The 14169-nt window shown below is 63.6% G+C and carries 11 protein-coding genes; 2 read left to right on the forward strand and 9 right to left on the reverse strand.

The window, feature by feature from the left end; genetic code table 11:
- Nucleotides 1-205: 205 nt before the first annotated feature.
- Nucleotides 206-1936, forward strand: coding sequence for an IS1634 family transposase (locus ACLLJI_RS11240; RefSeq protein WP_434612314.1), 1731 nt, complete (start codon nt 206-208; stop codon nt 1934-1936).
- A gap of 68 nt (nt 1937-2004) precedes the next feature.
- Here the strand turns inward: ACLLJI_RS11240 and ACLLJI_RS11245 are convergent, their stop codons facing one another.
- The 8 genes from ACLLJI_RS11245 to ACLLJI_RS11280 all read right to left on the reverse strand — a co-directional run bounded on the left by ACLLJI_RS11245 (nt 2005) and on the right by ACLLJI_RS11280 (nt 12920).
- On the reverse strand, nt 2005-2583 hold the full coding sequence (locus ACLLJI_RS11245) for a DUF4262 domain-containing protein (RefSeq protein WP_434612316.1): 579 nt from the start codon (nt 2581-2583) through the stop codon (nt 2005-2007).
- Nucleotides 2584-2648: 65 nt separating this feature from the next.
- Nucleotides 2649-3902: an FAD-dependent oxidoreductase gene (locus tag ACLLJI_RS11250; RefSeq protein WP_434612318.1), complete on the reverse strand. Its 1254-nt coding sequence runs from the start codon at nt 3900-3902 to the stop codon at nt 2649-2651.
- Between the two features lie 268 nt (nt 3903-4170).
- Complete coding sequence (gene pdxS / locus ACLLJI_RS11255; protein WP_434621456.1) at nt 4171-5085, reverse strand: pyridoxal 5'-phosphate synthase lyase subunit PdxS; 915 nt, start codon at nt 5083-5085, stop codon at nt 4171-4173.
- Between the two features lie 223 nt (nt 5086-5308).
- On the reverse strand, nt 5309-5983 hold the full coding sequence (gene pgsA / locus ACLLJI_RS11260) for a phosphatidylinositol phosphate synthase (protein ID WP_434612320.1): 675 nt from the start codon (nt 5981-5983) through the stop codon (nt 5309-5311).
- Complete coding sequence (locus ACLLJI_RS11265; RefSeq protein WP_434621459.1) at nt 5973-6521, reverse strand: HIT family protein; 549 nt, start codon at nt 6519-6521, stop codon at nt 5973-5975. The genes pgsA and ACLLJI_RS11265 overlap by 11 nt, the downstream gene beginning before the upstream one ends.
- Before the next feature lie 71 nt (nt 6522-6592).
- The gene (gene thrS / locus ACLLJI_RS11270; protein WP_434612322.1) at nt 6593-8626 is read right to left on the reverse strand and encodes a threonine--tRNA ligase; all 2034 of its coding nucleotides are present in this window, start codon (nt 8624-8626) and stop codon (nt 6593-6595) included.
- Nucleotides 8627-8802: 176 nt separating this feature from the next.
- Nucleotides 8803-12501 (reverse strand): DNA polymerase III subunit alpha, encoded by a 3699-nt coding sequence (locus ACLLJI_RS11275; RefSeq protein WP_434612324.1) that lies wholly within the window; start codon nt 12499-12501, stop codon nt 8803-8805.
- Nucleotides 12502-12605: 104 nt separating this feature from the next.
- A complete protein-coding gene (locus ACLLJI_RS11280; protein ID WP_434621462.1) occupies nt 12606-12920 on the reverse strand; it encodes a DUF6504 family protein in 315 nt (104 codons plus the stop codon).
- Nucleotides 12921-13222: 302 nt separating this feature from the next.
- Here ACLLJI_RS11280 and ACLLJI_RS11285 point away from each other — a divergent pair, with 302 nt between their 5' ends.
- Nucleotides 13223-13795: a GNAT family N-acetyltransferase gene (locus tag ACLLJI_RS11285; protein ID WP_434612326.1), complete on the forward strand. Its 573-nt coding sequence runs from the start codon at nt 13223-13225 to the stop codon at nt 13793-13795.
- Between the two features lie 53 nt (nt 13796-13848).
- Here ACLLJI_RS11285 and ACLLJI_RS11290 read toward each other — a convergent pair whose 3' ends face one another.
- A complete protein-coding gene (locus ACLLJI_RS11290) occupies nt 13849-14154 on the reverse strand; it encodes a chorismate mutase (RefSeq protein WP_283559322.1) in 306 nt (101 codons plus the stop codon).
- Nucleotides 14155-14169 lie beyond the last annotated feature (15 nt).

Below are 14169 nucleotides of genomic sequence, written 5' to 3' on the forward strand. Positions count from 1 at the left end.
GCCTGTCAGGCGCTGCCACGGCCGGTCCGGCTAAACCGAAGTTACGTGGACCTTTCGCTCTGATTCCTTGAGTTTCCTGGCGGAAGGTCCATTTTCGGCCAATAACTGTAGACAGAATATTTGGCGTGTCGTTACCGGTGCTGACCACACACGGGTGTAGTTTGTTGGTATGAGTCAGCAGGAGAAGCCGGTTCACGTAGTCAGAGTGAGGAAGTCCCACACTGACAAGCACGGCCTGGAACGCGATTACCGTTCGGCTTATCTGCGCCGCAGCTTCCGGGAGGGCGGGAAGGTCCGCAACGAGACGGTGGCGAACCTCTCGGCCCTGCCCGACCACGTCGTAGACCTGATCGAGGCCGGACTCAAGGGCCAGCACCTGGTCCCGGCCGATGCCGCGGCCACGATCCTGCGCTCCCGCCCGCACGGGCACGTCGCCGCGGTCACCGCGCAGGCGAAGGCCCTCGGGTTGCCGGCCCTGCTCGGGCCCGCCTGCCCGCAGCGGGACCTGGCCCTGGCTTTGGTGATCGCCCGGGTCTGCCGGCCCGGCTCGAAACTGGCCACCACACGATGGTGGGCCGACACCACCCTGGCCGTGGACCTCGGCCTCACCGCAGCCGGCACCGACGAGGTCTACGCCGCGATGGACTGGCTCGAGACCCGGCAGGAGAGCATCGAAAAGGCCCTGGCCAAAAAACACCTGTCCCCGGGGGCGAACCCGGACCGGCTGGCCCTGTTCGACCTGTCCTCCTCCTGGGTCACCGGGCACCACTGCCCGCTGGCCGCACGGGGCTACTCCCGGGACGGGAAGAAGGGACTGCCGCAGATCGAATACGGCCTGCTCACCGACCCGGAAGGCCGTCCCGTCTCCGTCCGGGTCGTGCCGGGGAACACGGCGGACCCGACCGCTTTCGAGGCCCTCGCGAAGGACCTCAAAACCCGGTATGGACTCCAGGAGATGGTCATGGTCGGGGACCGCGGCATGATCACCAGTGCCCGCATCGAGGCGCTGAAGGAACTCGGCGGCCTCGGCTGGGTCACCGCGCTGCGGGCCCCGGCGATCCAGGCGCCGGCCGCCGACGACGGGCCCCTGCAGATGTCCCTGTTCGATGAAACGAACCTGGCCGAGATCAGCCACCCGGACTATCCCGGCGAACGGCTGATCGCCTGCCGCGACCCCGCCCTCGCGGCCGAACGCTCACGCAAACGCGGCGACCTGCTCGCCGCGACCGATAAGGAACTGGCCAAAATCACCGCCGCCACCGAAGCGGGCAGGCTCAAGGACGCCGGGCGCATCGGGATCCGCGCCGGGAAAGTCGTCGGGAAATACAACATGGAAAAGCACTACAAACTCGACATCACCGATACCTCCTTCACCTACGCCCGCAACGAGGAGAACATCGCCGCCGAGGCGGCCCTGGACGGGATCTACATCATCCGCACCACCATCCCCGACAAGCAGATGGACGCCGCCAAAGTCGTGGCAACGTATAAGTCCCTGGCCAACGTCGAACGTGACTTCCGCTCCATCAAGGCCATCGACCTGGCCCTGCGCCCGATCCACCACCACACCGAAACCCGGGTCCGGGCGCACGTGTTCATCTGCATGCTCGCCGCCTACCTCACCTGGCACCTCCGCAAAGCGTGGGCGCCGCTGACCTTCACCGACGAACACCGCCCCGAACCGGCCGACCCCGTCGCCCCCGCACAACGCTCCACCGCCGCGCAGACCAAAGCCAGCCGGCGGACCACCGCCGACGGGGCCCCCGCCTACAGTTTCCGGGCCCTGCTCGAACACCTCGCCACCCTGACCCGCAACAACATCCGTTACGGCACCGACACCACGATGCCCGCAGTCCCGACGCTCGCGGCGCCCACACCCATCCAGCGCCGTGCCTTCGAACTCATCGGCCAAACCCTCCCGCTGAACCTGAAGTAGACAGAAGGAAGAAACCCCAAAACCACGAAATCCCCGCCGGAAGTCAAGGACGGCGGGGATTTCCCACGTCACCACCCACGTAACTTCGGGCTAAACGCGGCGGCGTTCATGCAGTACATCGGTTGCGTGAGCGTGTCCGGAACGCGCTGCTCCCAAGGCAAGTGACCGTCGTCGTCCGCCCAAATGGCCTGAAGCGCCCGGACCCCTTCGCCGTAGTACGTGTCCGCCGTCAGCAACACGGTGCTGGCCCGTGGAATGTCGAGCAGCTGAACCGACCGGCCCTGCAGCGCTACCAGCATGCCGGCCTCGAGCCGGCGGCCGCCGAAACGTACCATGTCGGCCAGTTCATTGAGCAGCCGCGCCATATCCTGCAGCGGGCGGCCGCTCATCAGCAGCTCCGGATGCCCCTGAAGGGCCGTGAGCCCCACGGTGTAGACGAAGGCCGTGTTGGCGGAATCCCCCTCTACACCCTGAATGGCAACTCCGTACCGGTCAAGCATCCGGCGGAACTTCTCATTGGCTTCTTCGGCGGTGGCGCCCTTGCACATGTCACACATCATGTCCTCCTTCGTGGAACAAATCCGTACGTTCATCATCGCGAGGAGCACCGACAGTTTCGGCGGCCAGTTCCAACCGGTGGAAGACATGATCGGCGGAAGAGCTGGCGCAGCTTTGAAGCAGCCTGCCTGATGAAGCGGAACCGGCCTGCCGGTCAGCCCCTCCGGGTGAGATGGCGACGCCACGGGCGCCCGAAGCCCCGCCGCCCGGGGCCCAACCGTTCGGGACGCAGCCCGATGCCGATGATTCTCGCCGGCAGGACCTGCAGCATGGGTAGCCGACCGAGCAGCCGCAGCATTCGGGGCGCATTCACCGGCTCTGTGCTGCCCAGCATTGGCAGTACCAGGAAGCGCTGTGCCGTCCGCTGCAGCAGCTGTGTTCCGGCGGTCGGGAACCAACGACGCCTGTGGATCGAGGCGAGCGTCCGGCTGTCCGGGGTCCCGAGGTGCAGCGGGCCGGCCAGTATGCGGGCGGCACAGACAGCGTCCTGGATGGCCAGATTAATGCCGACGCCGCCGATCGGGGACATGGCATGCGCTGCGTCCCCGATGAACAACAGTCCTGGTACGGACCAGCGTCGTAGCCTGTCCAGCCGCACGGTCAGCGTGCTGACATCACCGAAATCGCGCACTTCGGCCACGGCGTTTGCCAGCGACGGGACCAGATCCGCTACGGATTCCCGCAGCACTTCGATGCCTGCCGCACGCACCCGTTCGTCGCCGCCTTTGGGGATTACATACGCGACCTGCCAGTACTCGCCACGGTCGATGGCCAGAAGTACGCGGCCCGGGCCAAAATGCATATCCAGCCCCTCGGCCGCCCCCGCTCTGCGGCTGAGGCGGAACCACAGTACATCCATGGGCGCCCCAAACTCCCGCGGCTGCAGACCCGCGCGCCGGCGCAGGACCGAGTTCCGCCCGTCGGCGGCCACTGTCAGTTTCGCCGTCACGTCCATGATGCCGTCCGGCCCCTCCACCCGAACACCGCGGATAACCCCGTTTCGTTCCAGCAGACCGACCGCTTCATGACTGCGCAGCAGCCGGAAGCCAGGCAGCTTCACGGCGGCACCTGCCAATACCGCCAGGAAATCCGACTGCGGCATAAAGCGGATGTAACCATGAGCCGCGTGCAGCCGGGAAAAATCGGCCACCCGATACGTGCCGTCGGCAAAAGTTGTGCGCAGCTCCGCGACATCGCGGTGTGGAACCTCCGCTGCCGCCTCCGCCAGGCCCAGTTGATCCAGCACGTCCAAGGTGGACGGATGCACCGTGTCGCCACGGAAATCGCGCAGAAAGTCCGCGTGCTTCTCCAGCACGGTGACATCCACGCCCTGGCGCGCCAGCAGGAGGCCGAGCATCATGCCTGCCGGTCCGCCGCCAACGATGCACACATCAGTCTCCGGGTCCATGGTGCCTATCATGGACTCCGCACCGGCCCGATACAACCGCGTCCGTTACTACCGCCGCTACAACCGCGTCCGTTACTACCGCCGCTACAACCGCGTCCGTTACTACCGCCGCTACAACCGCGTCCGTTACTACCGCCGCTACAACCGCGTCCGTTACGACCGGGTCTCGGCTGCCGGCATAATCCCGTTCCCTGCCGTCGATGCCGGCTGGTCGCGACGCGGGATAGAACGGGTCCGCCACCGGATGGTGACGGACCCGTTCTCATGGTTACCAGCCGCGCGTGGCCAGACGATGCGGCTCGGGAATTTCGTCCACGTTGATACCGACCATGGCCTCGCCCAGCCCCCGCGAGACCTTAGCGATGACATCAGCGTCGTCATAGAACGTGGTCGCCTTTACAACGGCGGCAGCACGCTCCGCGGGATTGCCGGATTTGAAGATGCCCGAGCCGACGAAGACGCCGTCGGCTCCCAGCTGCATCATCATCGCAGCGTCGGACGGAGTGGCGATGCCGCCGGCCGTAAAGAGCACCACCGGCAGCTTCCCGGTCTGCGCAATTTCCTTCACCAATTCATACGGAGCCTGGAGTTCCTTGGCGGCGACGTAGAGTTCATCCTCCGCGAGCGTGGACAGCCGGCGGATTTCGGCGCGGATCTGGCGCATGTGGGTGGTGGCATTGGATACGTCCCCCGTGCCCGCCTCACCCTTGGAACGGATCATTGCCGCCCCTTCGTTGATGCGGCGCAAGGCCTCACCAAGGTTGGTGGCCCCACAGACGAAGGGAACCGTGAAGTTCCACTTGTCAATGTGGTGGGTATAGTCCGCCGGCGTCAGAACTTCCGACTCGTCGATATAGTCCACCCCCAGGGACTGCAGCACCTGCGCCTCAACGAAGTGACCTATGCGCGCCTTCGCCATCACGGGAACCGAGACGGCTTCAATGATCTTGTCGATCATGTCCGGGTCACTCATCCGCGAGACGCCGCCTTGGGCGCGGATATCGGCGGGAACACGCTCCAGCGCCATGACAGCAACCGCGCCGGCATCCTCGGCGATGCGGGCCTGTTCGACGTTGATGACGTCCATGATGACGCCGCCCTTGAGCATCTCGGCCATACCGCGCTTGACCCGGCTACTGCCGGTCACGTTCACTGTTGCGCCGCCGCTGACGGGACCGGACACGGGCGTTACCTCAGGTGTAGACACAAAAACCCCTATGGGAAAGTAGATGAGAGCCTCTTGCGTAAGGCATCACTAGACAGGTCAATCGTAGTCCTACGGCCCGGCAGGACTTAATTCGGGCCAGGCACGTTGAGACACGCAGCGGATTACGGATGGCTGCCGGGTGTCTTCCGGGCTGTTGTGCCGCCGGACGGGACGGGGGCGCCCGGACGGGGCCGCGGGATCAGCGCTTTTGCCGTGCGGATTTGGGTCTCCGTACCGCACCCGCACCGGCACTATCAGTGCCGCCGTCGAGCCTGAAAGCCTGCCGGCGGACGGTCATGATTCGCTGGAAGATCGTAACCAAACTGGCCGCGGCCAGCAGGATCAGCACGATCAGCAGCAGAACTTCGCTGATGCCCAGGCCTACCAGCCCCGTGGCCACCAGCACGGAGACCAGACGGTCCGAACGCTCGGCAATGCCGACGTTGGCCGTCATACCCAGTCCTTCGGCCCGCGCTTTGGCATACGAGACGATGCTTCCGAGCACAAGACAGACCAGGGCCATGACCGCAATCACGTGATTGTTGCCGCCGGTGTAAAACCAGACGATGATGCCCGCAAAGACGGCGCCGTCGCCCACCCGGTCCAGCGTGGAATCCAGAAACGCACCCCAGCGCCCCGACCGGCCCAAGGCCCGGGCCATCAGACCGTCGATAATGTCCGAGAAAACAAAGACCGTAATGACCACGGTTCCCCAGAACAGCTGTCCCAACGGATACCAGATCAGCGCGCCGGCGGCGACACCCAGCGTCCCGGCAATGGTCACCGCATCAGGGGAGACACGGCAGCGCACCAGGAAATTGGCCACTGGGCTGAAGATGGCGGCAAAGAGCGCCCGGGCGTACTTATTGAGCATCGTTCCACGCCTCTGCAACCTGGCTCCGGACATCCCCGAGGGTCTGGGTAATGGCTTTGGTCTGGGCAATGATCGGCAAAAAATTGCCGTCACCGCCCCAGCGCGGCACCACGTGCTGATGCAGGTGGGCAGAAATCCCGGCCCCGCCCGTGACGCCCTGGTTCATGCCAAGGTTGAATCCGGAGGGGTTGGAGACCTTGCGCAGCACCCGCATGCCACGCTGAGTGAGAGCCGCGAACTCCGCCGTTTCCTCCACCGTGAGGTCCGTATAGTCCGGGATATGCCGGTATGGACAGACCAGCAGGTGGCCGGGATTGTACGGAAAAAGGTTCAGCACCACGTAGACGCTTTCACCCCGGTGCACGATCAGGGACTCCTCATCGGAACGCGATGGGGCCACGCAAAACGGGCACTCGTCGTTTTTGAACTGGTCCTGACCGCCCTGGATATAGGCCAGCCGGTGTGGGGTCCACAGGCGCTGGAATGCGTCGGGGACCCCGGGAAGCTCAAAATTGTCGTGCACGGTTCCTGCCCGCACAGTTCCAGCCTGTCCGGTTCCGGACGGTCCGGCGTCGTCCGATGCGTTGCTCACAGCAATCCGCCGATCCGTTACGCTGTCCGGTTCCGGACTGCCTCGACGATACGGGTCACGGCCTCATCAACCGGAACACCATTGTCCTGGCTGCCGTCCCGGAAACGGAAGGACACCGCCGAGGCATCGACATCATCGCCGCCCGCAATCAGCACAAACGGGACCTTGTCTTTGCTGGCCGTGCGGATTTTTTTCGGGAACCGGTCCGAGGAGACATCCACTTCGGCGCGGATTCCCTGCGCCTTGAGCTTGTCCACGACGTCGAACATATACTCGTTGAACGCCTCGGCCACGGGAATGGCCACCACCTGTACGGGTGAAAGCCACGCGGGGAATGCGCCGGCGTAGTGTTCGGTCAGCACCGCCATGAAGCGCTCAATCGAACCGAACAGGGCGCGGTGGATCATCACCGGGCGCTGGCGGGTGCCGTCCGCGGCCTGGTACTCAAGCTCGAAGCGCTCAGGTGTGTTGAAGTCCAGCTGAATCGTGGACATCTGCCACGTGCGGCCGATGGCATCCTTGGCCTGGACGGAGATCTTGGGACCGTAGAACGCGGCTCCGCCCGGATCCGGCACCAGGTCCAGGCCGGAAGCTTCGGCCACTTCAGCCAACGTCGCGGTAGCCTCCTCCCAGACTTCATCGGAGCCGACGGACTTTTCCGGATCCTTGGTCGACAGTTCCAGGTAGAAATCGTTCAGGCCGTAGTCCTTGAGCAGACCCAGCACGAAGTTCAGCGTTTTGGTCAGCTCATCCTTCATCTGCCCGCGAGTGCAGTAGAGGTGGGCGTCGTCTTGGGTCATCCCGCGCACCCGGGTCAAACCGTGGATCACGCCTGACTTTTCATAGCGGTAAACGGCACCGAACTCGAAAAGCCGCAGCGGCAGTTCGCGGTAGGAGCGCCCGCGCGAACGGAAGATCAGGCTGTGCATCGGGCAGTTCATCGGCTTCAGGTAGTAATCCACACCCGGTTTGCGGACCGTGCCGTCGTCGTTAAGCTCGGCGTCCACATGCATGGGCGGGAACATGCCGTCCTTGTACCAGTCCAAGTGCCCGGAGACCTCATACAGATGGCCCTTGGTGATGTGCGGGGTGTAGACGAAGTCATAGCCCGCCTCCACATGCCGCTGGCGGGAGTAATCCTCCATGGCCTTGCGGATAATGCCGCCCTTGGGGTGGAACACCGGCAGGCCGGAGCCCAGCTCGTCCGGGAAAGAGAACAGGTCAAGCTCGATGCCCAGTTTGCGGTGGTCGCGGCGCTCCGCCTCGGCCATCCGCTCCTGGTACGCCTTCAGCGCATCCTTGGTGGGCCAGGCCGTGCCGTAAATGCGCTGCAGCTGCTTGTTGTTCTGGTTGCCGCGCCAGTAGGCCGCGGCGCTGCGGGTGAGGGCGAAGGCGTTGGAGATCAGCTTGGTGTTGGGCAGGTGCGGGCCGCGGCACAGATCGCACCAGACGGTGGCGCCCTCTTTGCGCTCCACATTGTCGTAGATGGACAGCTCCGCACCGCCCACCTCAATGTTGGAGCCGTCGTCGACGGAGGCTCCAGCCGCGGCTGCATCATCCCCTTGGGAGCCCTTGATGCCGATTAGCTCCAGCTTGTATGGCTCGTCTTTCATCGCCTCGCGGGCCTCGTTCTCGGTGACGACGCGGCGGACGAACTTCTGGTTGCTGTTGATGATCTTCTGCATCATCTTTTCCAGCTGCTTCAGATCTTCAGGAGTAAAGGGCTCTTCAACGTCAAAATCAAAGTAAAAACCATCGGTGATGTATGGCCCGATCCCGAGCTTGGCATGCGGACGCAGCTGCTGAACGGCCTGGGCCATCACATGGGCGGTCGAGTGCCGGAGCACGTCGAGTCCTTCCGGGGAATCAATAGTCACAGGCTCGACGGCGTCGCCGGCCGCAAGCGGCTGGTCCAGATCCTGCAGCTCACCGTTCACGCGCATCACGACGACCTCGCGCCGCTCGAAAAAGAGCTCGGCACCCGTGGTGCCCGCCGTCACCGTGGTCGCTTCGCCGTCGACGTTAAGGGTGATCTGCGTATCCACTGGCACTGCTGGCTCCTAAATTCGGTTGAGTGGCTCCGTCTAAGCAACATACGAGGGGTGCTGTGAGCCACTTCCGATGGTACTGGGAACTTCCCACGCCGACCAACACACCGCAACTGCGGTGCACGCGGTTCGGCCGGTCACGGTCCTATATCCGCCCAGTACCCTATCCGCCCGGTACTTTATCCACCCAGACCGGTGACGGCCAGGGTCCGGCGTGTCCCCCGCAAGGGGTCCTCCGGTGCGGGATCGCGGCTGTGTCCGCCCGTGGGTTGTGCCTTTGGAAGTGGGAGAGTCTCCACGCGGCTCAGATCCCAAGCCTCCAGCGCCTGCAGGCTGATCCCCCGCGGCCCCGTGCGGCGGGTCAGCCCCCGGATCAGCAGCATCCTCGTGCCGAACAGCAGCGGGCCCGACTTTTCCTGCGCCTCGTGGAAGAACGTCGCATCCACGCAGCCGGTGCCGTCGTCGATGCTGATGAAAACCACCCGGCGGCCGCCGCGCATCGGTGGGGTCTGGGTCGCCACCCGGATGCCCGCGACCAGCACCTCCGAATTGTTGCGCATCCCCAACAGTTTATCCGCCGTCGTCACCCCCAGGGACGCCAGCAGCGGGCGGTAGCTGGAGATCAGATGACCACTGACATCCAAAGCCAGCAGATCAAGCTCCGTGCGGATCTTCTCCACCGTGCTTGGCTCCGGCAGCTCATCCTTGAGATTATAGAGCTCCAGATCGCCGAACGGCAGCTGCAGCTGCCCCTCGATCGGTTCCGACCGTTTGCTGCGGGTGGGCAGGCTCTGCAGATGGGCAACCAGATCCGCCCGGCTGGCCGTTGACCCCGTCTCTTCCTTGGCTTTCCGGTGCAGCGCGTCAAATGCCCCCAACTGAGCGAGCCGTTGCATCGTCGGACGGCTCACCCGGGCCTGCGTCCGCAGATCCGCCAAGGAGGCATAGGGCTGGTGGGCCACAATACGTTTAAGCTCGGCGGCGGAAAGCCCGTACACCCCCGCCAGGCTCATCCGAATGCCCAGCTTCCGTTGCCCCGTCCGGTCTTCCGGCCGCCGGATTGGAAAAGCCCCGGTCTCCACCGGCGCTTCGACCCACTCCACCCGGTACTCCCCCGAGCTCCGGTTAATGTCCAGCGGCAGAATCGGGATACCCATTCTGCGCGCCTCCGCGACCAGCAGCCGGCGCGGATACATCCCCGGATCGTGTTCCCAGAGACCCGCCAGGAAGGCCTCCGGATGATGGGCTTTCAGCCACGCCGACTGATACGTGGGCACTGCAAAAGCGGCACCGTGGGCCTTGCAGAATCCGAAACTACCGAAGGCCTTCAACGTTTCCCAGACCTGGTCGATGACATCAAGGGAGAAACCCCTCCCTCGTGCCTCTCTGCGGAAAGCGTCCTCCACCTGGGACTCGCCGGGCTCATTACCCAGACTCCGGCGGTACTCATCCGCTTGGGCCAGGCCGCAGCCGGTCATGACATCGAAAGTCTTCAGCACCTGTTCGTGGAAGACAGTGACCCCATGGGTTTCGGCCAGCGCAGGCTTCAGAAGCGGATGCGGGTAGACCTCCGGCGCAAAACCGTGACGATTTTCCAGATACGGCTTGACCATATTGGACTTCATCGGCCCCGGCCGGAACAGCGAAATATCAATGATCAAGTCATTGAATTCCCGCGGCGCCATCTTGCCGATCAGTTCCCGCTGTCCCGGGGATTCAATCTGGAAGCAGCCCAGGGTATGGGTGCTGCGGATCAGTTCAAAGGTGTGTTCATCGTCCAGCGGCACGGCATTAAGATCGATGCGTCCGTTGGCGCAGATATAATCCGGGCCGCTGCCCTGCTCATCCTGTGGATGGTTTCCGGCCACTGTCACCTCGGCCTTGGACGGATGGATCCGGATCACCTCCCGGATCGCATAGGCCATGGCGCTTTGCATCCGCACCCCCAGAATATCCAGCTTAAGCATGCCCATCGGGTCCATGTCGTGCTTGTCGAACTGGCTCATCGCCAATCCCAGCCCGCTGGGCTGCACCGGCGTACGGTCCAGCAACGAACTGTTCCCCAGAATCACCCCGCAGGGATGCATGGAAATATGCCGGGGCAGCCGGTCCAACCGTTCGGTCAGATCCACCAGCAAATCCAGCTGCTGGCTTTGTTCAAATGCTCCGGCCCGTTGCCCTTCCACCCGCTCGGCAAACTCCCGAAGCTCAGGCTTTTCCGCCATAGCTTCGCGGAAATTACGTGCGGAAAAGCGCCACAGCTGTTTGGCAATGGTGCCGATCTCCTCCTCATCCATCCCCAGCGCCAGCCCGGCATCGCGCACCGCCCCCCGCGCGCGGTAGCCGTTCTGCATACTCATCAACGTCACCCGTTCGGGGCCGAACCGCTCAAAAACCCTGTGATAAACGTTGTACCGCTCGGCGCTTTCAACATCGATATCGATATCCGGCAAGGTGGAGCGTTTCCCGGAGAGGAAGCGCTCAAAGATCAGATCATGCCGCAGCGGATCAACCTGGCTGATATCCAGCAGATAATTCACCAGGCTGGAGGCCCCGGAACCTCGGGCCGCGGCCCGCACCCCCATGTCAAGGATCATCCGGGACACTTCAGCGACCGTCAGGAAGTAGGAGGCGAAGCCCAGCATGGCAATCACACCCAGTTCCTGCTCCACCCTGTCCCGCGCACGGCGTTCGGCCGTGCCGGTGATGCCCGGGAACCGGCGCGTGATGCCGGCCTCACAGCGCTGTTTTAGTTCCAGCTGCGGTTCCTGCTCGATACCGAGCACCGAGGCCTCCGGCACCCCCGGCTGCTTCCAGCCCATATCCGTAACCGGATCCATCCGGCAGCGGTCCGCCAGTTGTTCTGTATTGGCCAGCAACTGTGCCAGCTCCGACGCGCCGTAGCCTGCTGCGTGCATAATTTCCTTGCCCAGCGACGTCATCTGGCCTGCCGATTTCAGCCACCCCTGCCCGTTGGGCTGGAGCCGGCGTTCAGCACCGGATAACACCGTCAGTGGGCTCAATTCCCGGGCGGAGTCCAGCACATCGGCCGTAGCAGCGCCGTCCCTCTCGCAGTAGCGCACCGCGTTGGTCAGCACAGCGGGGACACCGCATTCCTGCGCTAGTTTGAGCATCCGCACCGCCTGAGCCGTACTCAAGGCCTCACCCGGGGCGCTCAAATGGGTGACGATTTCAGCGGCCATGGTTCCCGCCGGCATCTGCTGATACCAGCGTTGAAACTTCCGACGCGGGATCAGATACTTACGCCCGCCCATGGCGCGGCCAACATCCGACGACGGACCCACCAGTACCGTCAGCACAGGTGCCAGTGTTTGCGGGTCCAAGGAGCGTGAGGCAAGCTGGGCCAGGGTCACTCCCACCGGGCTCCGCGGACCGGCATTGGCATGCGCATCCGACACCAGCCGGCAGAGAGCCCCGTATCCCGCGGATCTGGTCCCGCCATGGGCCAGAACCACCACCCGGCCGCTTTCGACCCTGCCGCTTTGAATCCGGCTGTTTTGAACCCGGCTGTTTTGAACCCAGCCGCTTTGAACCCGGCTGTGACCGGCGCCCCCATTCGCCGGTCCACGCTGATGGGCGCCGTCGTCGTACTGGCCGTCGTCGTACTGCTTGTCCGCCTGATGGTCATACTGGTCGCTGAGCTCCTCCAGAACCGCAAGGTCCACCCCCACCACCGGATCAATTCCCGCCTCCATGCAGGCTTTCACGTGTTTTACTGTGCCGTAGAGACCGTCCCGGTCCGTGCAGGCCAAAGCACCCGCTCCGTCAGCGGCGGCGGCCCGAACCAGATCATCAGGCCAGGAAACCCCGTAATGGGCGCTGAAAGCGGTGGAAACGTGCAGATGGGTGAAGCTCATAAGTAATCCAAAGTGTTGTTTCCCGAACCGGTCGATGTCCTGCCCTTGTCATCAGCTGCTGCATACCAGTTGCTCGGCCAAGCGGGCGGTGCGGGCTGCATTTTTTAGGCGCTGCGCGCCTGTACGGCATCGTGGACCTGCAATAGGCGCCAGCGGCCGCTGTCCGGGTGGTGGCTCAGATCAAAGGTGCACAGCGGTCCCCACCCGTCGAGCCTGGCCTGAATCCGCCAGATTTCATGGTCCACCAGCCCAGCGCCATGGCCGCGCTCGGCCCGGCTTTCCTCCGCCCACCATTTGCGTCGTTCGTACCACCGCAGAGGTTCCGCCCCAATGATGTAACTGCGCCCCTGCCAGTTCAGCCGCAGCGGCAGCCCGGCAGCGGAACGGATCACTTCTACCGGTTCGCTGAACGTCCCCATCGCTGCACCTCCGCTCCCCTTTGCCCGGCGGCTATCGGCGCCGCTCACCGTGCTGATTCCAATACCCGCGGTTTTCAAATACTTACGGTTGTGAATACGCGCAGTTTCAAATACACGCAGTGTTCAAACACATGCTGTTTCAAATATGTACTGTTTCAAATATGATTAACTCGAACATATCTTCTAATAGATTCAAGTGTACGCCCGGCCCCGCTGAAGCACAACGGGCTCCGATCGCACAGGAAGCCCCCCCGTCACAAGTGCGTGACGAAATATAGCTGGCACGGCAATTGCCGTCTAGCATGTGTGTACAGGCCATCGACGACGCTGGCAACGCCGCAACCTATGAGTCACAAGAGGAGCGCTCCATGACCAACATGGTCACCCTTATCGCACGGACCACACCCCTCGAACGAGACCTCAAAACGGAATCCCGGCCGGCAACCAGCACGGACATCCGCAAGCTTGGCGAGCTCTACTTCACGGCGTACGATCCAGGCGTTGCCAGCGAAAACGTGGAAGCCGCCGTCGCGGACGTCGAAGCGTCCTTCGAAGGCAAATACGGCACCTACCTGCCGGAGGCATCACACGTCGTGGTGGACGAAGCCGGTGAGATCATCGCGGCGATCCTGGTGGTGGAACGCGCCACGTGGGAGGACACCCCGGACGCACCCTTCATCATCGAACTCTTCACTGACCGGCAGCACCGCCGCCAGGGCCTGGCCGAGGACCTGGTGCGCGCCTCCCTGGACACACTCTTCAACGCCGGCCACAAGGAAGTTGCGCTGCGCGTCAACGAAGAAAACTCCGCAGCCCTGGCCCTGTATCTCTCACTGGACTTCCACCGCTGGTCTCCGGAGGAAAACGAAGACTGACCCGGGGTAACGGGTGGGTGCCGGTACGCTGCCGGCGGAATTCAGCACGGGCCCTAGGCGCGATGTGACTGCACCCGAAGTTCGAGTTCAATAAACGCGCTGATCATGGCACGGTAGGTGGCTTCAGCCACCTCAGGATCCACCTTCTTCTCGGCGGCGAGCTGCCGCACACGATCGATGACCTGGTCGACGCGCGCCGGTGCCAGCACGGCCGCCTTGTCAGCCTTCAACGTTCCGGCGATCCTGACCAAGCGCTCTCGGCGTGCAATCAGCGTCACCATCTGTTCGTCCACTTCGTTGATGGCGATGCGGACAGCCGAGAGTTGGGCTTTCTGAGTCTTTTCACCTTTTCGGTCCATTTTATTAGCCTAACG

Source organism: Arthrobacter sp. A5, assembly GCF_051131705.1.
Lineage (GTDB): Bacteria > Actinomycetota > Actinomycetes > Actinomycetales > Micrococcaceae > Arthrobacter_M.